Raw genomic sequence first — 21,088 nt, 5'->3', positions numbered from 1 at the left:
TATGAAATCACGTGCAGCGGTCGCATTTGGGCCTGGGGAACCACTGAAAATTGTTGAAATTGATGTGATGCCACCTAAGGCGGGAGAAGTATTAGTAAAAATTAGTCATACCGGTGTTTGTCATACTGACGCATTTACTTTATCAGGGGATGATCCTGAAGGCTTATTTCCTGTTGTGTTAGGCCATGAAGGGGCTGGTGTCGTGGTTGAGGTCGGGGAAGGTGTCACAAGTGTAAAACCGGGTGATCACGTGATCCCTTTATATACGGCAGAGTGTGGCGAATGTGTATTTTGTCAATCAGGTAAAACAAACTTGTGTGTATCCGTTCGCGCAACACAAGGTAAAGGTGTTATGCCAGATGGTACCACCCGCTTTTCTTATAATGGCCAACCGCTCTACCATTATATGGGATGCTCTACTTTCAGTGAATATACCGTGGTTGCAGAGGTGTCATTAGCGAAAATTAATCCAGAAGCCAATCACCAAGAGGTATGTCTATTGGGTTGCGGAGTCACAACGGGGATCGGCGCGGTACATAATACAGCTAAAGTTCAAGAAGGCGATTCTGTTGCAGTGTTTGGCCTAGGGGGTATTGGCCTTGCCGTTATCCAAGGAGCAAGGCAAGCAAAAGCAGGGCGTATTATTGCAATTGATACTAATCCTGCAAAATTTGAGTTAGCGCGCCAATTTGGTGCGACAGATTGTTTGAACCCTAACGATTTTGATAAGCCGATTCAGCAAGTCCTTATTGAAATGACAGAATGGGGTGTTGATCATACCTTTGAATGTATTGGTAATGTTAATGTGATGAGAGCGGCGCTAGAGAGTGCTCATCGTGGTTGGGGTCAATCCATTATCATTGGTGTTGCAGGGGCGGGACAAGAAATCTCGACGCGTCCGTTCCAACTGGTAACAGGGCGTTCATGGCGAGGAACGGCATTTGGCGGTGTAAAAGGTCGCAGCCAACTTCCAGGAATGGTCGAAGATGCCATGAAAGGGGATATTGAGTTAGCGCCTTTCGTGACTCATACACTGCCTCTGGAAAAGATTAATGAAGCCTTTGACTTAATGCATGAAGGTAAATCCATTCGTACAGTGATCCATTACGATTAATTGTCCGCAAGCCCGAGATGTCGGGCTTATCTTACATTCAAATTGATAAGGAGATTGTATGGAAAGGATTGAACGTCACGCCTGTTTTGGCGGCTGGCAAGATGTCTATCAGCACCATTCTACCGTATTGAATTGCGATATGAGGTTTGCGGCTTTTTTACCTTCTGAGGCAGCGAACAAACAATACCCGGTTATTTACTGGTTATCGGGTTTAACTTGTAATGAACAAAACTTTATTACAAAAGCTGGCGCACAGCAGTTTGCAGCAGAGCATGGTGTTATTTTGATCGCACCTGATACCAGCCCTCGAGGTGAACAGGTTGCTGATGATGAGGCATATGATTTAGGGCAAGGTGCAGGGTTCTATTTAAATGCAATAAGAGAACCCTGGGTTAGCCATTATAAAATGTATGACTATATTGTCTCCGAACTGCCCGCATTGGTCGAAGCGAACTTACCCGCCAATGGTAAACGTGCCATTTGTGGGCATTCTATGGGGGGACATGGTGCATTGATGATTGGCCTACGTAACTCAGACCGTTACTGTAGTTTATCGGCTTTTGCGCCAATCGTTGCTCCCACACAAGTACCATGGGGGCAAAAGGCATTTTCTGCTTATCTAGGTGAGGATAAATCGCTTTGGTCTCGCTATGATACCATCAATTTATTGAATGAGGCGCAATCGACACCACCGATGTTGGTTGATGTGGGAACGGCAGATCCTTTTTACCAAGAACAATTACAACCTGAATTATTTGATGAAGTGTGCAAGCGTAAACGCCATAATTTCACATTGAATTTACGTGAAGGCTATGACCACAGCTATTATTTTATTGCTAGCTTTATTGGTGATCATATTGCATTTCATGCACGTTATCTTAAGTCGTAATTATCGGTTGGTGATGAAATTGCCATCACCAACCCCTATTTTTTATACAGGGATTTGATGTGAATACAGTGCCAGACACAATCACGTTTTATGAGCGGCTGCTACCTTTGGTTATCTCAGGTAAAAAAGTCATTACTATTCGTGATCAACATGAAAGCCATTACGTACCGCACTCAGTTGTTAAGGTGTTTGCTCTTGAAACGGGGAAGTACTATACGGATATAGAAATCCTCTCTGTTGAACCGAGCGATTACGATGATATTTCGGAGTATCACGCAACACAGGAGGCGATGACGCTGGATAATTTAAAAAGCCTTATTCGTGAAATTTATCCAACAGAGCAATCACTGTTTGTTATCCATTACCGTTTAGTGGAATAGGATTAATTGAACGAAAAGATTGAGATAGCTTTATTTTTAAGCACATGTTTGGAGGGCAATTAAATGGTATCGAGGAGAGGCTATTTAAGGAAAAAGCCCCTCATACCGTGGTTAAAAATTATTTTTGGCGTGCGGCGACGCGTTTTTTCATATCATTGAGTCGCTGCATCAAGGCTTCGATTTCTTCGGAATAAACGTCAGTAAACTCTTTATCGAGTACAGTGATTTCATCATCATAGACTTCGACAAAGGCGCCATCTTTGCGAACACCCCATACATGATTACTGTCACCATAGATTGTGAGTAAAGGGAGAACATCTGTGATTTCAAAACGCTCAACAAGCTGTTTATAAGCTTCTAAAATACTTGCCCATTCAGGGAGATCATCGGTATCTATACCAAGGAGCACTACACCACAATGGAATGTCCATGCAGGAGCCACATCAAATAATTTTGCTTCAGGCCATACAGACTCTTTGGCCATAATGCATAGCCCATTGGTTTTCATTGAGAATGTGGCGAATTCTTCAGGAATTTTAATCCCCGTTGATGTCTCAATAAAAGAGACAGCTTCTGCCGTTGGTGGAACTGAGGCAACGGCGTGAAATTCTTCTTTATTGATGGGCTTTAATGCCTTCCAAATTTGCTCATGAAATTGTTCTGGCGTCATGACAAGCTACTCCTTTCTCTATGATTTGTCGCGCAAATTTTATTATATAAAAAACAGAAATCATGTAGGCAAGTTCCGAATGACCCATCGTCGCAATAAGCTCCCTTTTACTTGAGTGAAAATGTGGTTTTCATTATCGTCCACTAAGCAAACTAGATTACTTTCCCCATAATAAACTCAAGGCTTTGTTGAGTATGGCGGGTAAATATAACCTCTTTGAGTTTATGCATGCCATTTGCTTGATAAAAACTGAGCGCCGAGTGGTTATCAGCGAGAACATCTAACCATAATAGGGTATCACCATGCTGCTTAGTCAGAGCTTCAATCTGCTTAAATACGAGGGAGCCATTGCCTTGCTCCGTTTGGCTAGGTAAAAAGTAGAGCTTATTGAGTTGGGTTCCCTGAATTGTTTCATCAGGGATAGTGGAATGGTAAGTTAATTTGACTAACCCGATAGGTTGGGAATTCTCAATCACAAACCACTCAATATTCGATTGCTGCATGTCACTTATAATTTTAAAGGGAGAGTATTCATGATAAACATAGCTGGCTAGCTCATCTGCATTTTTCCATCGCTTTGCAAAGTGATAGAGGTAGCTTTCCATGCCTATCTTATAGAGTAATTGTGCGTCTTGTTCTGTCGCTTTTCGGAGTATGATTTTCATAAATATATTATTTTTCAGATTGTTAATATTATAAGTACATCATAGCAAGCATTTCTTCATCATCTTCATCTAACCCAATCTCTTGAAAACCAAATGATGAATAAAATGATTTTGCGACGCTATTTTTAGGGTTATAGCAAATTTCAATGGCTTGCAATGAATTATCTTGCTTAATTTCTGCTAGGGCTAACGCCATTGCTTGACGGCCAATACCATGATTTTGATGTGACTTATCAATCATAAAGCGCCAAATAGCAACGGTGTTATCCGATTTCGGCACCCACATAAAAAAGCCTACGGGGGTATCATCCAGATAAATGCCTCTAGTGACATACTCCTTATTATATGCTGCTTCAAGCAGAGACCATGTATTTGAAGCAACAAAATCTTCTTGTTCTTCAAACACCTCAAGTAATGATATTGCTTCGTAATTTTCTTTGGTTATTGTACGTAATTGAAGATTCATCTTTGCCTCCCATATCGAATAATTAGTCTATACAACTCATTATTCAATGCCTACAGAAACGTCCGTATAGCGCATTTTTGGCGCGAAAAAAGAGTGAGGAGATGAACAGGTTGGCTGATTGACGGTGTTTAACCATGGCGCTTATTATTTGTTTAAGAAGCGTAAATCTAGGTGAATACCGCTGATTTATAGATCAATTGATGTTGGGAGTGCTGTTTTGCATAGGAGATATGAAGGGGATTATCAGCCTAAGTTAATCGCGGTAAATGAGAAGACGGCTCACAATAGCATGAGCCGTTTTTAATTATTGATTAACTATTTTGTTGATTTCGGGATAAGCAAATAGGGCTGGTGCGCCCCCTGTATGCACAAACAGGACCGGCGTTTTTTCATTTGAGTTTTCTAAATAATCGATTAAACCAGCCATTGCTTTGCCTGTATAAACAGGATCTAACAAAATTCCCTCACTGCGAGCCAGTAGGGTGATAGCGTTTAGGCCTGCTTGATTTGGCATGCCATACATAGGTTCAAAGAATCCATCCCAGAGCGCTATTTCTGGCGTTTTTAAAATAGCGAGTAGTTCAGCTAATTCCCGCTGTATTTTTTCAACTTTTGGTGCCTGATCTTGCTTAAAACGTGACACTGTCACACCTATGACTTGAGAGTGAGGTAACAGCTCTTGTAGGCCGATAGCCAGACCTGCATGGGTGCCCGCGCTGCCCGAAGCCACAATGACTTTATCAAACTCCACTTCTAAAGGCTTTTGTTGAGCAATTTCGATGGCACATTGAACATAGCCAAGAGCGCCAAGGGCATTAGAGCCACCGACAGGAACAATATAAGCATCTTCTAATGCTAATGTTTGAATGAGTTCTTCCATTTGAGCTTGAGGGTCGGTTAAAGCCTCACACATGACAGATTCAGCCCCAAATAGATTGGTCAGCAATTTATTGCCGTTATGCAAAAAATTAGGGTCGTCACTTTGTATAGGGTTCTCCAGTAAAGCAATACATCTTAGCCCATACATAGCCGCAACTGCCGCCGTTTGGCGCACATGATTAGATTGAATTGCACCTGCGGTAACAATCACTTTTGCCTTTTTCTCTAATGCGTCAGCAATAAGAAACTCTAATTTTCGTAGTTTGTTTCCTCCCATCGCGAGAGGCGAAATGTCATCACGTTTAATAAAGATCTCACGACCATATACACGAGATAAGTTTTCAAGTCGTTCAAGGGGAGTCGAGCTTTTGTTCAAACTCAACTTGGTAAATTGGGCTAGTTTTTGTTGTAGTGACATGTCAACTTCCTCGGAAACTAATGTGAAAAACCTAAGTATAGATAAATAGCGAGTACCATACTTGCAGTGACTAATGCATAGGGCATTTGTGTTCGAATATGCTCAATATGATCACAATCTGTCGCCATTGACGCGACGATCGCATCAGCGGAAATGGGTGAGGTCATATCACCAAAGATTGATCCAGAAATGGCGGCACCTATCATATATTCAATAGGCATACCGACGGATATCCCTAGCTGCACGCCAATAGGGATCATAATGGCAAAGGTGCCCCATGAAGTTCCTGTTGCCAACGACATAATGGCGCTAATGATAAAAACAAAGCCAATAGAGAAGCCGGGAGCCATCACCCCTTGTGTGACGCTGGCAATATAAGTCCCTGTATTTAGCTCCGCTGAAACATTCCCCATTAAAAAGGCTAAGATCATAATTGAGCTGATTTTTAGCATATTGGCATAGCCAATGAATAATTCTTGAAAGAAATGCTCAATATTGAGCAATCGACGCCCAATAAACCAGCAAAAAGAGACAGCTGTACCAAACATGACTCCCCAATAAACGGACGTTGAGCCACTTCCTTTACTAAAATCACCATCACCAGTGATATACAAGGCAACGGGAACCATTAATACAGTTGAAAGGATAGGAATGAAAAAGTTCAAAACGGAGTGAGCATTGGGGTGATCAATAATATCCGTTTCGTCATCTGCGTCATGCTGCTGAGAATCGGCTTCCACGGTATGATTAGCCTGATATCGCATCTCAGCCTTTTTCATTGGGCCCCAAGATATATTCGTGAATACGTAGAATAAAATAGTGGCAAGCGACAACCAAGCCATCAAATTATAACCGATTGATTTAATCAAAATATCAAAAGGTTCACCAGTGATAAGCCCTTGTGAGATCTGGACGCCAATTAACCCCATAATCACTGCCCCCCAACCGTTGATAACCGCGGAAGAGCAAACAGAAACACAAGCGGTTTGGATGATATAAGACATTTTTTCCGGTGCGACGGCGTATTTGCGTGCGAGGTTTTTAGTCGAAGCGCCTGCGACTAGCTGATTAATGGAGCTTTCTATGAAAATTAATGAGGTGATCAAAATAGCCAAAAGTTGAGTGGTGACTCGGTTTTTGACTAGCTGTGTCCGATTGGAAAGTAGTTGGACTAATGCGCGAACGCCTCCCGTGACTACAACTAAGCGCATAATTCCACCAATCATCACCATAAAGACTATCGTGCGTGTATTTCCCGGTGATGCGAAGGTATCAATAACGCCATCGACAGTTCCTTTGATCCCAAGCAATATATTGTGGTCATGAATAACGGTAAAGCCGACCAAGATCCCTAGCATGAGCGAAAGCATGACTTGGCGGGTGAGGATCGCCAACAGAATAGTGACGATGGGAGTAATAACTGTCCAAATACCATAATCTTGCATGTGGTTACCTATTTGCAATGAATTTTTTATTTTAAAATTATAATTATCGAAAAATCATAGCACTGATAGGTAAGATTAATGAATAGATAACTGTTTATTCGCAGCGTTTTGTAACAAAAAAATCGGCCTGAATCGACCGGAAGTGTATAAAAATGATAGTTATAGGCAAAAGAGCCATTAGGCAATAGCTCTTTTACTGTTGTTTATGAACAAAGAAATTATGTGCGGTTTTTCCATTCTTGATAAGTGATCCGACTTATTTCTTCAATTTTCGTTTCACCTATTAATTCCATGTATTTGGGTTCGAGGGTGCCGTAATGGGTTAATCCGCATTTTTCTTGAACGGCTTTAGATTGCAGATTGCCTTGAAAATAACCACTCCATAAGTTCTCTAATTTTAAATCGGCAAATCCGTGGCGAATGATCTCGCGAACCGCTTCAGGGATTAAGCCTCGCCCCCAGAATGGCACTCCTATCCAATAACTGATTTCAGCATCGTTTTTTCCGATAGGTAATTGGCTATCAGCCTGCATGGACAGACCAATTAAACCAATAGCACGGTTATCTTCTTTTAAAGCGACAGCATAAACTTCGTCACGCATAAACATCGTTTTGATGATGGAGCGGCTTTCTTCCACACTTTTATGAGGGGGCCAACCCGCGATAGGTCCAACACGTTCATCTTTCGCGTATTCATACAAGTCGTTAGCATCGCTTTCTTGCCAAGGGCGCAAAATGAGCCTTTCAGTATAAAGTTTCATCGAGATTTTCCTTATTGTTTTCTAGATACTGCCTATTTTAGGTATTTTTGTGATAGAAATAAGCGCAAAACCTCGTTACTTTAGGTACTTTTGCCAACACATTATCCATATTGACGCTCACAGAGGGCCTGCATGCTGAACTCATTTAATCACCGATATTGTGTACCTCATGTTATAAGCACGGGGGAGACAACGTTGGTAAGATCACAGTTAACGCCACTTGTACCAACCTATGTCGCCGTATTGATTTGTAAAAGAGGAAGAGCCGTTTTTAATATTAATTTTAAAAAATATGTCGTAAAAGCAAATGACATCATTGTGTTGTATGACGATACGTTTTTCATGGTGCAACAGTGTTCAGGGGCTTCTCTGTTTGATTATTTTTTACTTGAAAAGGATTTTGCAGTTGATGTCGCTTTTCAGTTACCAAATCCACTGTTTGCATTTTTTAATGCGTCGCCGGTGCTATCTGTGGAGCAAGCTGATTTGGCTGCGTTACAGCAATGGCAAGCGTTATTCGATTTTATTATTCAACAACAGGGCGAATACGTAACGACCATGTTATGCCATCATGTGCAAAATTTCTTTCTATTGATAGCCAATAAAATGCCACCAACACCCCTTAAACAAAAAGCACAACAAAGCCGTAAAGAACAGTTGTGCTGGCGTTTTTGGGATATGATCACACAGTATTGTAAAGAGCATCGAGACGTCCAATTTTATGCACGGAAATTAGCCGTCACACCATTTTATTTGTCTCAAATCACCAGCGATTTTTTTAATGATACCCCAAAGGCGTTGATTGATAGGCAAGTTGTGCTCGAAATCAAAGCGTTGTTAGGTGGTGGAGATAAATCAATCAAAGAAGTGGCGGCGCAACTCAACTTTGAGGACACCTCTTATCTCTGTCGATATTTTAAACGGCATACAGGGCTAACCTTATCTAATTTTAAAAAAGGTCATCGTCGTGATGTTACTGACTAATCAGCTTGTCTCAATCTGCGTGCCATGCTTTTTCACAAAATCAATAAAACAGCGTAACCTAGGTGAAACCGCTTGGTTGCGATAGTAAACAGCATGAATAGGTTGTTTTACCTCATCGGTCTGTTCAGTTAGAACCTGCACTAATTGGCCATTTGCGAGTGCCTCATAGCTAACGAAATCAGAAGAAAGTAAGATCCCACAGCCTTGAACCGCTAAGTGGAATAACACTTCACCGCTGGCTGCGGCAATATCTGGCGTTATTTTAAGTGGTGTGCCATCTGCCATTTTTATCGGCCAAATATTTAATGTTTCCGGAGCAGTAAAACCTAGCAAACGATGGTGAATTAAATCATCAACGCAGCTGGGAACACCATATTTTTTGAGATAAGCAGGGCTAGCAAGTAGCCGTTTTTGACTATAACCAATTAATGTTGCATTTAATGATGAATCTTTTAGAGAGCCGATCCGAAAGGCGACATCTGTTTTTTTCTCTAATAGGTTAGTAAACCCTTCAAAATTAGTAATTTCTAACTCAATTTGTGGGTACTGCTCACTAAATAATGGGAGCAAAGGTGCTATTACACGGGTTAAAAAAGGCGTCGACGCATCAATACGCAACTTCCCAGATGGAATGGTTTGACGTGCTGATAACATCTCTTCGGCTTCTTGAGCAAGCTGGACTATCTCTCGCACCTTTTGCAAAAATGCTCCCCCTTCATCGCTGAGTTTAATTTTACGTGTTGTGCGATAAATCAGGGTTGTTTGTATTTTTTCTTCAAGCCTAAGGAGGGTACGACTAACTGTTGATATTGTCATATTCAACTGTTCTGCCGCTGCGGTAATAGAGCCGCAGTCAACCACGCTAATAAATACTTGCAACTCTTCAAAGGTCATTTTCATTTTTGCAATTCCGGCAAAAGTTTTTCTCACCTTAACGGCTTTTTCATGACACATCAATATGAAAAGATCACGCCACTTTAGTGTACTCAATAAAAAATAAGCATTTATTAGCAAGGTCTATTTATGAGAATCAATGTCGCACTTTTTGCATTATCGATAGGTGCATTCGCTATCGGCGTAACTGAATTTTCCCCGATGGGGATGTTGCCTTATATTGCCAGCAACTTGGATGTGGCTATTCCTTCTGTCGGATCAATTGTGATTATTTACGCGTTAGGTGTCATGATTGGTGCTCCTATAATGACATTGGTATTAGTCAAATATCGCCCTAAATACGCACTGATCTTACTTATGTCTATATTTACCATAGGCAATTTATTATCTGCGATGTCACCTGATTTAGTGACGCTGTCACTTTCTCGATTGGTGACTAGCTTAAATCATGGTGCATTTTTCGGGTTAGGGGCAATGGTTGCCGCGAGTGTTGTTCCTCCTGGTAAGCAAGCTAGTGCAATCGCTGCGATGTTTATGGGGTTAACGATCGCCAATATAGGTGGAGTACCTTTGATGACAAAACTGACCCAAGTCATAGGGTGGCGACAGGCTTTTTTGGTCATTTCAGGGTTAGGCGTTATCACACTCATTAGTTTAGTCTTGGCGTTGCCTCGCCATTTAAAGGGCCAAGTTGTCAACGTTCGGGCTGAATTGCGTATTTTACGAAAACCCCAAGTGATGTTAGGCATGTTAAGTACGGTGTTAGGAGCTAGTGCGATGTTTACCTTGTATACTTATGTCGCACCGATGTTAATGCAATTTATTGATGCTTCTGACTCAATGATCACACTAATGCTGGTGATTATCGGTGTCGGTTTTTCTATCGGTAACTATCTTGGTGGGCGATTTGCGGATCGCACTTTATATGGAACATTGTTTGTGTTCTTTGGCATGTTGGCCTTAAGTATGGTTATTTTCCCAATGATAGGTACGACAACAATAGGTGCCGGACTAGGGTTAGCCCTGTGGAGTATTTTTAGTTTTGGCATTGTTCCCCCTTTGCAAATTTTAGTCATGAAAGCCGCGGTTGGGGCGCAAGCGTTAGCATCTTCGGTGAATGTAGGCGCTTTTAACCTCGGTAATGCGATTGGTGCAGCGATTGGGGCTAGCGTATTATCATTCGGCTACAGTTACTCAACGGTGAGTTATATGGGAACGTTAGTCGCATTATTAGGTATTGTGGTTTTATGGTTGAAAGTACGTCAAAACTTACGAAAAGAAAGTACTCAGCCAGCGGTCTGCATCTGTGACTAATGCGACTAAAAAGCAAGAGATGGAGTTTGTTGCTGCCTTATTTAACGAATAATGGCGGCAACACACGATAGAAATGGAGTATGACTATGGCAACAGTAAACAAATGGTTAAGTGATGAAGCACGTTGGCAAGCGATTGTTGCCCGCGATAAAGCCGCGGATGGTCATTTTGTTTATGGTGTCCGTACTTCACGCATTTACTGCCATCCGTCAGCCGCGGGGCGTTTACCGAAACGAGAGAATATCGAGTTTTTTGATAACGAACAACAGGCGTTAGATAAAGGCTACCGGCCCGGTAAACGTAGCACGAAAGAGGCTGCTCAACTTGAACAATTTTACCAAGAAAAAATTGCACAAGCCTGCCGCTATATAGAACAAAGCGGTACGTCAGTGAAACTCGATGATATTGCCGCTTTTGTGGGGATCAGTCGCTATCACTTTCATCGCTTATTCAAAGCTCAAACAGGGCTTACCCCAAAAGCTTATGCTGATGCTTACCGGCATGGGAAGCTGCGTCAGCAATTACAGCAGCAATCGCGTATTACTGATGCGATTTATGATGCTGGATTTAGTTCAGATAGCCGTTTTTATGAAACCTCGGCGGAGCGCTTAGGCATGACGCCAACAGCATGGAAAACTGGTGGTGAGGGAGCAAAAATCTACTTTGCATTAGCCATGTGCTCATTAGGCGATATTTTAGTGGCGCAAAGTTCAGTCGGGGTCTGTGCTATTTTGTTGGGCGACGCTCCTGAAAAACTGCTCAAAGACTTACAAGATAAGTTTCCTCATGCTGAATTAATCGGGGGAGATAGTGAGTTTGAAACGTTGGTTGCACAAGTAATCGGTTTTGTTGAAGCCCCCGAAATTGGATTAAATTTACCCTTAGATATTCGCGGTACAGCATTTCAGCAACGTGTTTGGCAAGCATTGCGCACTATCCCTGTTGGCACAACGGTCAGTTACAGTGATATTGCTAAACAGATAGGTCATCCAAAAGCAGTAAGAGCGGTTGCCGGCGCTTGTGCGGCAAATATGCTGGCTGTGGCAATTCCTTGCCATCGAGTGGTGCGAAATGATGGCGCTTTGTCCGGTTATCGCTGGGGTATTGCACGTAAACGTCAGTTGTTGGATAAAGAAGCGGTGAATAAATGATTCGTTTAACAAATAATCACAACGCAAAATTGTTTGCCATAATTATATCTCGTTAACACTTTTTCAACCTAATATGGGCAAATGACCTATTGTGACTATCGTTCGTTTTGTATGTTTTGCTTCATTCTAAGCAACATATTGAAAGGAATTTAAGATGGTCACAAGTATCTATAAAGATTTATCTCTAGCGCCGGCTGGCGAACAAAAAATTGCTTGGGTGCGTGCTCATATGCCGCTATTGCGTGCTTTAGAAGCTCGCTTTAGTAAAGAGAAGCCTTTTGCGGGCAAACGCATTGCATTATCTATCCATTTAGAAGCGAAAACCGCTTATCTTGCTCAAGTTTTTGCCGCTGGCGGTGCGAAAGTATCGGTGACTGGCAGTAACCCTATGTCGACTAAGGACGATATCGTAGCGGCATTAGTGAAAAGTGGTATCAATACATTTGCAATTCATGGTGCTAGCGCCGAAGAATACCAACAATTTGTAAAAGAGACACTGGCATGTGAGCCTCATATCGTTATCGATGATGGTGGCGATTTAGTGCATGAATTACACAGTGTTTATCCTGAATATGCAGGTCATGTTATTGGCGCTTGTGAAGAAACAACTACTGGCGTGTTAAGGGCGATGGCTCGTGAAAAAAGCCATGAGCTAAATTTCCCGGTGATCTCCATTAATGGGGCGCAGTCTAAGCATCTCTTTGATAACCGTTATGGTACAGGGCAATCTACGTTTGATGGCATTATGCGCACAACTAACCTAGTGATTGCGGGTAAAAAAGTGGTTGTTGCGGGTTATGGCTGGTGTGGTAAAGGCTGTGCGATGCGTGCAAAAGGCCTTGGTGCTGAAGTCATTATTACTGAAATCGACCCAATCAAAGCGCTTGAAGCGAAGATGGATGGTTTTGAAGTCATGACGATGGAAGCCGCAGCACCACTAGGTGATATTTTTGTGACCGCAACGGGTTGCTGTGATGTGCTGACTGAGGTGCATTTCAGTTTAATGAAAGAAGGGGCGATCATTAGTAATACCGGACATTTTGAAGACGAAATTAACCTTAATGCGTTGCAAGAATTGTGTGTGAGTACCTATGAAGCACGTCAAAATATTGAAGCCTACTGCTTGAAAAATGGTCGTACCGTTTATTTGTTGGGGCGTGGAGCACTGGTCAATATCGCTTGTGCCGATGGTCATCCAGCAGAAATTATGGATATGAGTTTCGCTTTACAAGCCTTAGGCGCAGAATATCTACTCAAACATGCGCTGGATAAAAAAGTGTATGCTGTTTCCGATGAAATCGACAGTGAAGTGGCGCGATTAAAATTACAAGATATGGGTGTTTCCTTCGATACTCTCAGTGATAGGCAGTACCAGTATTTAAATGCCTTTGAACTGAAATAAAAGTTAAAAGTAGGCGGAGGACGCTGATGTCGATACTGAATAGCCTTTTAGGTATTGCTGTCATATTATTGGTTGCATACCTTTGTTCTAACAACCGCCGTAGGATAAGCCTACGGCTCGTTTCCATCGCACTATTAATGCAATTTACTTTTGCATTTTGTATGTTATATCTGCCAGCTGGCAAGCGCGTTATGATGTGGATGGCGGATAAAGTCACCGCATTATTAGACTATACACAAACAGGCACACAATTTTTGTTAGGGGGCTTAGCCACTGACAAAATGTTTGATCTGCTTGGTGCCGATGGGTTTATTTTTGTATTTAAAGTACTACCTGTGCTGGTGTTTTTATCTGCATTATCGGCCTTACTGTTTCATGTAGGTATTATGCAGAAACTGATCATCTTGATTGGTGGAGCATTACACCGTTTGCTTGGAACATCACGAGCGGAATCAATGTCTTCAGCTGCAAATATTTTTTTAGGGGTGACGGAAGCGCCGTTAGTGATCCGCCCTTATTTAAAATATTTATCCTCTTCAGAATTTTTCACCATTTTGGTTGGGGGAATAGCCTCAATTGCGGGAACAGTGTTACTTGGTTACGCCCAGTATGGCGTGAAAATTGAGTATTTACTGGCGGCTTCCTTTATGTCGGCCCCAGCAGGATTACTGTTTGCGAAATTGTTTTACCCTGAAACTAAAGAGAACAGTGATAAATATACAACGGTCAGCTCCATGAAAGGCGAAAAATCTGAATACCGTAATAGCATTGATGCGGTAACTCAGGGGGCTAGCGTCGGGGTTAGTATGGCGCTGAATATTGCGGGTATGCTCTTGGCTTTGTTAGCTATTATTGCAATGTTCGATGGCATAATGATGTGGGCAACTAGCTTTACTGGTTATGAAATTTCGCTCACCCAGTTGATTGGTTGGCTATTTTCACCGATAGCATGGCTGTTAGGCGTTGATTGGAATGAAGCTCAGTTCGCAGGGCAGTTATTAGGCCAGAAAGTATTATTCAATGAATTTATTGCATATGCTAATCTACAGCCTTATTTAGATGGTTCTATTTTGCCAGCGACAGGCGAAGCATTGAGCGTTAAGACACAAGTGATCCTCTCGTTTGCTCTGTGTGGTTTTACTAACATAGGTACAATAGGGATTGCGATAGGTGGCATCGGTGCGATGTGTCCTGAACGTCGTGGTGAATTGACGAGTATTGCATTCAAAGCATTTGGTGCGGCTATTTTGGCGAACTTAATGAACGGTGCTATAGCAGGGCTAATTTTAGGTTAATCATAGTTATGGGTGGCAGGTATGATGGATGAAACTCCTTTTCGCGAGTTGTGGCTAAAGTTCAGTGAACAAGAGCTACTTCCCGATGTTGATTGGTTATTTCGTCATGTGCCACCCTCAGTCAAAAATACCTTTTGTACCATTCATTTACAAGAAGGGTACAAACTGATCCATCAAGGCACAGAAAACCAATACACCTATATTATTATTGAAGGTGAATTTGTGGTGAACAAACTCGCTGATAGCGGTAAAGAGCTCGCTTTAACATTCTGTTATAAAGGTGAATTTCTTGGTGAGATGGAAGCATTGTGCCAGCAAAAACATTATCGCTATGATGTGATTGCATTAACGGACGCACGAGTGATCCGTATCCCATCTGATAGTTTTTTAGTTTGGTTATCTCAAGACCACCGCTTATCCATTCTTTTAAATCGACAATTGGCGAAACGCTCATTAATTAATGGAGAACAACGATTGATGACCGCCGTTGATTCCATTGAAAAGAACTTGCTGTACATTTTAACGCAACTATCGAGCCACCAAATTCGTTTACCGAGAGAGACGTTAGCCGCAATTTTAGGTACTTCACGTCGCCATTTGGATAAAGTTTTATTTAAGTTGAAAGAACAAGGTATTATACAGCAAGAAGGCCACATCATTTTATTAGCTCCGCGTTAATTAAGGAAAGCTATCACTATTTCATGACTGAAAATAACATCATGAATTAAAAGGATAGCTTCTTATAACATAGCGTAATCGCTCGTTTTATTTATCGAGTATAGGAAAAATAAAAATAATTTAAGCTTTTTACACTTAGGGTTAACTATAATTAAGAATCAATAAACTTTTATAGATAACATTAATATGAAAATGCTTTTTTGTTTACCCTATTGATAATTATTGATTTTTATATTTTTTGATTTTTATATTTTTCAAATTTCTTTCTGGTTTTAAAGTGATAATAAATCGCTTTTATTGGATTGGTTAATTTTTTCAATATCCAAACGATAGGCTCTATTAAAATTAATTTAGAATAAGGTTTACCACCTTTGTTATGTTCATATTCCATATAACCCCCTTGTACCTTTAAATTTATAATTAGGTTTGCATAGAGAATAATCATAAAAAAGTGACAGATAGCGTTTTTTGCATAATACAGATCAAATATGGATAGTTTTGTATTACATTAATGCGATATGCAAACGGTTAAGGGCTGAATGGTGTTACTGTACAAACAGATCGCGCAGACATTACAGGAAAAAATTCATCGAGGAGACTTTTTAAGTGGTGAAAAACTTCCTTCAGTGAGGGAGATAGGGCGTGAACACGAGGTCAGCTTAACAACAGCGCAGCTTGCTTATCGTGAGCTAGAAAAAATGCAACTGATCTATGCGGTACCTAAATCAGGCTATTTTGTTATTCCAAACAAAACCGAGGCTCTACTGCCTAAGGCGGTAAACTACATACAAAAACCAGTACATATCGCTCAATGGAACCCAACTATTGATTTTTTACGCGTAGAAGAGCGCGATAATATCACTTCATTATCTTGCGCGGTTCCGAATATCGATAACAAAACATTAGAGCCGCTGTGGCAAGAAATGAATATGCTCAGCCGTCGTAAAAATCGCTTAATGTTAGAGTATGATTGCTTACAAGGATTGCCAGCATTGCGTGAGCAAATTCATCATATTTCTGATCATAAAACCCTGTTTACGCCTGACGATATCGTGACGACGACAAGTGGTCATCAAGCATTATCGCTGTCTATTCAAGCATCGACGCAAGGCGATGATGTGATAGCGGTAGAATCACCGACATTTCCTGGTTTATTGCAGACACTGTATGGATTAGGCAGAAGAATTATTGAAATCCCAACAGATCCACAGACAGGGATCAAATTAGAACGGGTACAAGAGGCTTTTCATCGTTGGTCAGTAAAAGCTATTGTGGTAACACCGACTTGCAATAACCCTATGGGCTGCTCCATGCCTGAAACACATAAGCAGCAGCTATTGCAACTGGCAACTCAATATGGCGTGACGATCATTGAAAATGACATTCTTGCGGGATTAGCGTATGAATATCCGCGCCCATCGACGATCCAATCATTGGATAGTGATGGGCAGGTGATCCTTTGTAGTTCATTTTCTAAAACAATCGCCCCAGGGGTGCGAACAGGATGGGTGATACCCGGAAAATATAAAGAAAAAGTCATGCACTTAAAATATTTGTCTCACTGTTCGGGAGAAATATTTATGCAGCAAGTTATGGCTAACTTTTTACGTGATGGGCACTATTTCCCACATCTACGCGCTATGCGCCAACATTATAGTGAGCTGCAATGCCAGTATCGAGAACTAGTGGAAAGTCACTTTCCGCCAATGACACGGATTTCTCGACCACAAGGGGGCTTTTCATTATGGGTTGAGCATCCTCCGGTGGATAACCGTAAATTAATGGATGTTTTACAGCGCAATAAAGTGATTGTGCTAACAGGAGAGCACTTTTCATCTGATGGATGCTTTACACATCATTTACGTATTAACTACGCATTGCCGTTGATCCCAAGGCGTCTTAATGGAATAAAGATATTGGGGGAAACATTAAAATTAACCCGTTTATAATTAAAGGTATTATGGTGTTTTTATTGATGAAAGGGCACCATAATGCCTCTTGACGAGCGCATCGATGTTTTATAAGATCTAAACATCTAGTTAGCTTCAAACATTCATATCTTATTTCCTGATACCCCTTTTTAACTTCTTGTTTTAATCCATTTTAATTTTATTCCCCATCGCCCTTAACACCTATCTGTGACCTTGTGTTCACGGAAGGGCTGTCTATTATTCAAGAGAATTATTATGCAACCATATCGTTACTTATTATGGGTACTTGCTACGGCGGTTTACCTAGTGGGTACTACTGAATTTATGTTATCTGCAACATTAACACCGCTGGCTGAGGTTTTTTCGGTCAGTAGCGCACAAGCATCATGGCTAATTTCAGCTTATGCGCTGACTTATGCGGTGACAGCACCAGTGATAGGTTATTTTTCTGATCGCATCGATCGGCGAAAGTTATTGTTAGTAGCCATGTTTCTATTTGCGATAGATAGCCTAGCTATCATTGTTTCTCCGAACTTCACTATCGCAATGTTCTTCCGTATTTGTGGTGGCTTAGCGTCGGCGGCGATAGTACCCACCATTTTTGCTTTAATTGCAGATATCTTCCCAGCGCGTCAGCAATCCACAGCGATGGGGATGGTGATGGTTGGTATGACGATAGGGATCGTATCAGGGCCTGTGTTAGCAGGCGTATTAACAGAGTATTTAACATGGTACGCGCCCTTTATTATGACAACAGTAGGAAGTCTTATCGTATGGTTTTGTGCCTGTAAAATATTGCCACCTTCAAAGCCTCATCAAGACGTGAGAAAACAAAGGGGATTCCAGTGGCTACAGGATATAAAAATAGTTCGTTTTATTAGTGCTAAAGCAATATGGAACGGCACTGCGGTCAGTGTTTTCTTATTGTCAGGAGAAGTACTCAGACTGAAATTTTCAATTGATAGCGCGCTAATCGGTGTTGTCGTTGCTGCGTTTGGAGTGGGGTTATTTATCGGAAATCTATTAGTTGGTCGGCTCAATCATTTTTTATCAAATGATAGCCAACGATTGTTATTAGTCATCTCTCTGATGGCAGTGGCGGTACTCACATTTGTTTTAGCGTATGTTCCACTGGTGGTACACACAGCATGTTTAGTTATTTGGGGCGGTTTTTTGGGGATGGCTGCGCCATTGAGTACCACCATGGTTGCGATGCGCAGTGGCGAAAACAAAGGTCAAGTATTAGCCGTTTCGGAAAGTTTTAATAACATTGTACTGTTTTCTATGCTGCCACTTTTATCATGGGTATTGAGCTACCATGGGCTGGTTACCATGAGTGTGATCATTATGCTAATGCTGACCATTGCCATTGTGTTGAGTGTATTAGATATTCGGTCGAGTCAATAATGGGGAAGCGCGAGTTGGTTTCCCCCTTCGTACCTACTGAGTTTGTAAGATTTGTCGTTGTTTGCTGACGTTCATACCTTTGAGCATGCTCATCCAAGCCAATACCGTGAAGAACATTAAAATAATAAAAATGGCTTTAGGGGGAAGCTCTGTGAGCACGACACCTGTAAGCATCGGGTTGAATGCACCGCCAAGCAAGCCAAGGGCTTGAGCCGAAAAATAGCTCGATTTCATGCCTTCCGGCGCAATATTATCAATCAACATGTACTCACCGGGCGCATAGATCAGCTCACCGAGAGTAAAAATAAAGGATCCTAGCGCCCATAAGTATAGGTTTTCGTCAGCTTCCATAAATGTGGCAAGGCCACCGACAAAAAAGAGAGTACCTAACGTCATATAACGCTTAAGGTTATCTGGTGTAAGGCGTTTACCTACCATATATTGCAAAGTAACCACAACCACTGCATTCATGGGAAGCACGACCCCGATGACGGCTTGTGCAAACTCGCTGTTGGATACGGTAATAACATATTGAGATATCCACGTTGTGAAGGTGCCAAATACCAGCGAGCCAAGAAAAGTGGACAAAATAAACCATGCTAATGCTCTGTCATGTAGCATCGCAGCGGGGTTCCATAAGCGCTTTTGGCCTTCTTGGTGGGGAGCAGGTTTCACACTTTGTACAAAGTGTTGAATAAAGAAAACGGGTATTGACGCTGAAATTGCCGCTAACCAAAATGGCAGATTGATGTTATACATCAATAACCATGTTCCAAGAGGCGGGCCGATGGTCCAACCGATATTCAAAAATGTGTAATTAAGGGAAAATACCTTTGCTTTAATAGAAAGAGGAAGAGTATCTGAAAAATAACCTTTTAGTACGGTTGAAAAGACGGAATAAGAGCAATTTATTAACGAGAAGAAAATAACCACAAGCACGGCATGACTTGAGAGTGGAATTGCAATAAAGCCCAAAATAAACGCAATAATAGCGATTAGCATACAGCGTTTCTTATCGACTTTATCTGCCAAAATACCAAAGCCCATACTAAATAAGACACCGATAGTTAAGGCAAGAGACATTGCAATCCCCACAATATCAATAGCCATTTGGTATTCTCGTGTCAGGTAAATCGCCATAAATGGCAAGGTTGCTCCACGTCCAATGGTTAATAGCAATGAAGAGCAGAGTAAAGCGCTATTTGAAATATTTGATTTAGACAACATGACCCACGACCTAACGTTATAATTGTTATTGAGTTGTAGCACTCTCTGTTAAATAGATAAATTACCGAATTTTGTGATAACAGGGAATGGCTGAGTCAGTACAAAGGCTGAAAAAGATAAAAACAAGATATTGGATAACTCTTATCTAGGATTAGGGTTTTTTAAATAGGCAATAGAAGGAATAGCAGTACCTTTATAGAGGATTACACTATTATTTTTGGCTTTAAGCCTATGTTACAGTATCGCCCAGCGTCATCACTGACATGATACAGAAAAGCGGCTTCAATAATTTCACAACAATCAGGTTATTTCGGAATGTAGACTAATAACCGATTACCTTTTTCAATATCAAATGTCAAAGAAGAGTAATCATAATTTTCCACTTTACCTTGATAAGCAATTTCACGAATACCTGTACAAGGTTGGTAAATTTCATGCTTATGCCAAAGTTGGCTAAATAAAGTTGATTGTTCCAGCAGGGCGTTAATCATTTTTTTAATATTGGGGTTATTCTTGGTGCGAGCATAATCACGGCGAAAACTGGCCAGTAGTTGTTGGGCAACAAGTTGCCAATTAACGAAGCGTTCTTGGTAGCGAGGATCCATAAATAGAAGATAGAGGAAATTGCAATAATACGGTTGCGCATCCGAAAAATGAAAATAGTGATCGGCACGAGTATTATAAGCAAGCACATCCCAGTGCAAGTTGAGCACATAGCAGAGATAATGATCAGGAAAATCGCTGATCATGCGGGAAATAGCCGAAGGAACACGATGCTCGGTATTACCTGTTGCTATCGGCTCGCGGTTATGGGTTAACAAATAAAGGTGTTGACGCTCAGCGCTATTTAAATGTAACGCGGCTGATAAATTATCAAGGAATTGTGTCGAAACACCAATATCACGACCTTGTTCAAGCCATGTGTACCAAGTCAAACCAACCCCAGCTAAAGCAGCAACTTCTTCACGACGAAGCCCCGGAGTCCTGCGCCTTGTCGTTCGCGGTAGGCCGACTTCTTCTGGTGAAATACTTTCCCGTTTTTGCTTTAAAAACTCAGCCAGCTCAGGGCGCATTCGTTGCATCGCTTTCATAGCCTATTGCCTTTAGTAATAGTATAA

Annotated in this window: 21 protein-coding genes; 11 read left to right on the top strand and 10 right to left on the bottom strand. The window is 41.4% G+C overall.

Going from position 1 to position 21,088, the window contains the following annotated elements; genetic code table 11:
* Window position 1 precedes the first annotated feature (1 nt).
* The 3 genes from PR699_RS10305 to yqfB are packed head-to-tail and all read left to right on the top strand — an operon-like array spanning window position 2 to window position 2,383.
* Window positions 2–1,114 carry an S-(hydroxymethyl)glutathione dehydrogenase/class III alcohol dehydrogenase gene (locus PR699_RS10305; RefSeq protein WP_004919779.1) on the top strand — a complete coding sequence of 371 codons (1,113 nt, stop codon included), beginning with the start codon at window positions 2–4 and terminating at the stop codon, window positions 1,112–1,114.
* A 58-nt stretch (window positions 1,115–1,172) separates the two neighbouring features.
* Window positions 1,173–2,003 (top strand): S-formylglutathione hydrolase, encoded by an 831-nt coding sequence (gene fghA, locus PR699_RS10300; protein WP_004919781.1) that lies wholly within the window; start codon window positions 1,173–1,175, stop codon window positions 2,001–2,003.
* A gap of 59 nt (window positions 2,004–2,062) precedes the next feature.
* The gene (gene yqfB, locus PR699_RS10295; protein WP_014658352.1) at window positions 2,063–2,383 is read left to right on the top strand and encodes a N(4)-acetylcytidine aminohydrolase; all 321 of its coding nucleotides are present in this window, start codon (window positions 2,063–2,065) and stop codon (window positions 2,381–2,383) included.
* A 118-nt stretch (window positions 2,384–2,501) separates the two neighbouring features.
* Here yqfB and PR699_RS10290 read toward each other — a convergent pair whose 3' ends face one another.
* From PR699_RS10290 to PR699_RS10265, 6 genes are all read right to left on the bottom strand, one after another.
* Window positions 2,502–3,053 (bottom strand): hypothetical protein, encoded by a 552-nt coding sequence (locus tag PR699_RS10290; protein ID WP_014658353.1) that lies wholly within the window; start codon window positions 3,051–3,053, stop codon window positions 2,502–2,504.
* A gap of 152 nt (window positions 3,054–3,205) precedes the next feature.
* Window positions 3,206–3,718, bottom strand: a complete 513-nt coding sequence (locus PR699_RS10285) for a GNAT family N-acetyltransferase (protein WP_014658354.1) — start codon at window positions 3,716–3,718, stop codon at window positions 3,206–3,208.
* 28 nt (window positions 3,719–3,746) lie between these two features.
* Window positions 3,747–4,184 (bottom strand): N-acetyltransferase, encoded by a 438-nt coding sequence (locus PR699_RS10280; protein ID WP_014658355.1) that lies wholly within the window; start codon window positions 4,182–4,184, stop codon window positions 3,747–3,749.
* Between the two features lie 304 nt (window positions 4,185–4,488).
* A complete protein-coding gene (locus PR699_RS10275; protein ID WP_004919792.1) occupies window positions 4,489–5,481 on the bottom strand; it encodes a D-cysteine desulfhydrase in 993 nt (330 codons plus the stop codon).
* A 17-nt stretch (window positions 5,482–5,498) separates the two neighbouring features.
* Window positions 5,499–6,926 (bottom strand): Na+/H+ antiporter NhaC family protein, encoded by a 1,428-nt coding sequence (locus PR699_RS10270; RefSeq protein ID WP_004919795.1) that lies wholly within the window; start codon window positions 6,924–6,926, stop codon window positions 5,499–5,501.
* Window positions 6,927–7,144: 218 nt separating this feature from the next.
* Window positions 7,145–7,687, bottom strand: a complete 543-nt coding sequence (locus PR699_RS10265; protein WP_004919796.1) for a GNAT family N-acetyltransferase — start codon at window positions 7,685–7,687, stop codon at window positions 7,145–7,147.
* A gap of 195 nt (window positions 7,688–7,882) precedes the next feature.
* Here PR699_RS10265 and PR699_RS10260 point away from each other — a divergent pair, with 195 nt between their 5' ends.
* The gene (locus PR699_RS10260; protein WP_014658356.1) at window positions 7,883–8,671 is read left to right on the top strand and encodes an AraC family transcriptional regulator; all 789 of its coding nucleotides are present in this window, start codon (window positions 7,883–7,885) and stop codon (window positions 8,669–8,671) included.
* Here the strand turns inward: PR699_RS10260 and PR699_RS10255 are convergent, their stop codons facing one another.
* A complete protein-coding gene (locus PR699_RS10255; RefSeq protein WP_193372040.1) occupies window positions 8,672–9,571 on the bottom strand; it encodes a LysR family transcriptional regulator in 900 nt (299 codons plus the stop codon). It abuts the gene before it with no gap.
* 123 nt (window positions 9,572–9,694) lie between these two features.
* On the opposite strand from PR699_RS10255, the gene PR699_RS10250 reads away from it, so the two are divergent.
* From PR699_RS10250 to PR699_RS10230, 5 genes are all read left to right on the top strand, one after another.
* Window positions 9,695–10,879: an MFS transporter gene (locus PR699_RS10250; protein ID WP_014658358.1), complete on the top strand. Its 1,185-nt coding sequence runs from the start codon at window positions 9,695–9,697 to the stop codon at window positions 10,877–10,879.
* 86 nt (window positions 10,880–10,965) lie between these two features.
* Window positions 10,966–12,030 (top strand): bifunctional DNA-binding transcriptional regulator/O6-methylguanine-DNA methyltransferase Ada, encoded by a 1,065-nt coding sequence (gene ada, locus PR699_RS10245; RefSeq protein ID WP_014658359.1) that lies wholly within the window; start codon window positions 10,966–10,968, stop codon window positions 12,028–12,030.
* Between the two features lie 154 nt (window positions 12,031–12,184).
* The gene (locus tag PR699_RS10240) at window positions 12,185–13,432 is read left to right on the top strand and encodes an adenosylhomocysteinase (RefSeq protein ID WP_004919812.1); all 1,248 of its coding nucleotides are present in this window, start codon (window positions 12,185–12,187) and stop codon (window positions 13,430–13,432) included.
* 26 nt (window positions 13,433–13,458) lie between these two features.
* Window positions 13,459–14,727, top strand: a complete 1,269-nt coding sequence (locus tag PR699_RS10235; RefSeq protein WP_014658360.1) for a NupC/NupG family nucleoside CNT transporter — start codon at window positions 13,459–13,461, stop codon at window positions 14,725–14,727.
* A gap of 21 nt (window positions 14,728–14,748) precedes the next feature.
* Window positions 14,749–15,405: a Crp/Fnr family transcriptional regulator gene (locus PR699_RS10230; protein WP_272572855.1), complete on the top strand. Its 657-nt coding sequence runs from the start codon at window positions 14,749–14,751 to the stop codon at window positions 15,403–15,405.
* A 229-nt stretch (window positions 15,406–15,634) separates the two neighbouring features.
* On the opposite strand, the gene PR699_RS10225 is transcribed toward PR699_RS10230, so the two are convergent.
* Window positions 15,635–15,796 (bottom strand): hypothetical protein, encoded by a 162-nt coding sequence (locus PR699_RS10225; RefSeq protein ID WP_154598661.1) that lies wholly within the window; start codon window positions 15,794–15,796, stop codon window positions 15,635–15,637.
* Between the two features lie 148 nt (window positions 15,797–15,944).
* On the opposite strand from PR699_RS10225, the gene PR699_RS10220 reads away from it, so the two are divergent.
* A complete protein-coding gene (locus PR699_RS10220) occupies window positions 15,945–17,354 on the top strand; it encodes a PLP-dependent aminotransferase family protein (protein ID WP_014658364.1) in 1,410 nt (469 codons plus the stop codon).
* A gap of 237 nt (window positions 17,355–17,591) precedes the next feature.
* Window positions 17,592–18,743, top strand: coding sequence for an MFS transporter (locus tag PR699_RS10215; RefSeq protein WP_014658365.1), 1,152 nt, complete (start codon window positions 17,592–17,594; stop codon window positions 18,741–18,743).
* Window positions 18,744–18,776: 33 nt separating this feature from the next.
* On the opposite strand, the gene ydeE is transcribed toward PR699_RS10215, so the two are convergent.
* Together ydeE and PR699_RS10205 are read right to left on the bottom strand one after the other, a co-directional pair.
* The gene (ydeE, locus tag PR699_RS10210; RefSeq protein ID WP_014658366.1) at window positions 18,777–19,970 is read right to left on the bottom strand and encodes an efflux MFS transporter YdeE; all 1,194 of its coding nucleotides are present in this window, start codon (window positions 19,968–19,970) and stop codon (window positions 18,777–18,779) included.
* A gap of 305 nt (window positions 19,971–20,275) precedes the next feature.
* Window positions 20,276–21,061, bottom strand: coding sequence for a helix-turn-helix transcriptional regulator (locus PR699_RS10205; RefSeq protein WP_014658367.1), 786 nt, complete (start codon window positions 21,059–21,061; stop codon window positions 20,276–20,278).
* Between the last annotated feature and the right edge of the window lie 27 nt (window positions 21,062–21,088).

The sequence above is a fragment of the Providencia sp. PROV268 genome (genome assembly GCF_028477805.1).
Taxonomy (GTDB): domain Bacteria; phylum Pseudomonadota; class Gammaproteobacteria; order Enterobacterales; family Enterobacteriaceae; genus Providencia; species Providencia stuartii.
The sequence above is the reverse complement of the archived record's forward strand: the minus strand, read 5'-3'. Positions and strand labels throughout refer to the sequence as shown.

Excerpts from the sequence above, each read along its gene's own strand:
- PR699_RS10305 (WP_004919779.1), top strand. The coding sequence starts at position 2 with ATGAAATCACGTGCAGCGGTCGCATTTGGGCCTGGGGAACCACTGAAA.
- fghA (WP_004919781.1), top strand. The coding sequence starts at position 1,173 with ATGGAAAGGATTGAACGTCACGCCTGTTTTGGCGGCTGGCAAGATGTC.
- PR699_RS10290 (WP_014658353.1), bottom strand. The coding sequence starts at position 3,053 with ATGACGCCAGAACAATTTCATGAGCAAATTTGGAAGGCATTAAAGCCC.
- PR699_RS10285 (WP_014658354.1), bottom strand. The coding sequence starts at position 3,718 with ATGAAAATCATACTCCGAAAAGCGACAGAACAAGACGCACAATTACTC.
- PR699_RS10280 (WP_014658355.1), bottom strand. The coding sequence starts at position 4,184 with ATGAATCTTCAATTACGTACAATAACCAAAGAAAATTACGAAGCAATA.
- PR699_RS10275 (WP_004919792.1), bottom strand. The coding sequence starts at position 5,481 with ATGTCACTACAACAAAAACTAGCCCAATTTACCAAGTTGAGTTTGAAC.
- PR699_RS10270 (WP_004919795.1), bottom strand. The coding sequence starts at position 6,926 with ATGCAAGATTATGGTATTTGGACAGTTATTACTCCCATCGTCACTATT.
- PR699_RS10265 (WP_004919796.1), bottom strand. The coding sequence starts at position 7,687 with ATGAAACTTTATACTGAAAGGCTCATTTTGCGCCCTTGGCAAGAAAGC.
- PR699_RS10255 (WP_193372040.1), bottom strand. The coding sequence starts at position 9,571 with ATGAAAATGACCTTTGAAGAGTTGCAAGTATTTATTAGCGTGGTTGAC.
- PR699_RS10250 (WP_014658358.1), top strand. The coding sequence starts at position 9,695 with ATGAGAATCAATGTCGCACTTTTTGCATTATCGATAGGTGCATTCGCT.
- ada (WP_014658359.1), top strand. The coding sequence starts at position 10,966 with ATGGCAACAGTAAACAAATGGTTAAGTGATGAAGCACGTTGGCAAGCG.
- PR699_RS10240 (WP_004919812.1), top strand. The coding sequence starts at position 12,185 with ATGGTCACAAGTATCTATAAAGATTTATCTCTAGCGCCGGCTGGCGAA.
- PR699_RS10235 (WP_014658360.1), top strand. The coding sequence starts at position 13,459 with ATGTCGATACTGAATAGCCTTTTAGGTATTGCTGTCATATTATTGGTT.
- PR699_RS10230 (WP_272572855.1), top strand. The coding sequence starts at position 14,749 with ATGATGGATGAAACTCCTTTTCGCGAGTTGTGGCTAAAGTTCAGTGAA.
- PR699_RS10225 (WP_154598661.1), bottom strand. The coding sequence starts at position 15,796 with ATGGAATATGAACATAACAAAGGTGGTAAACCTTATTCTAAATTAATT.
- PR699_RS10220 (WP_014658364.1), top strand. The coding sequence starts at position 15,945 with ATGGTGTTACTGTACAAACAGATCGCGCAGACATTACAGGAAAAAATT.
- PR699_RS10215 (WP_014658365.1), top strand. The coding sequence starts at position 17,592 with ATGCAACCATATCGTTACTTATTATGGGTACTTGCTACGGCGGTTTAC.
- ydeE (WP_014658366.1), bottom strand. The coding sequence starts at position 19,970 with ATGTTGTCTAAATCAAATATTTCAAATAGCGCTTTACTCTGCTCTTCA.
- PR699_RS10205 (WP_014658367.1), bottom strand. The coding sequence starts at position 21,061 with ATGAAAGCGATGCAACGAATGCGCCCTGAGCTGGCTGAGTTTTTAAAG.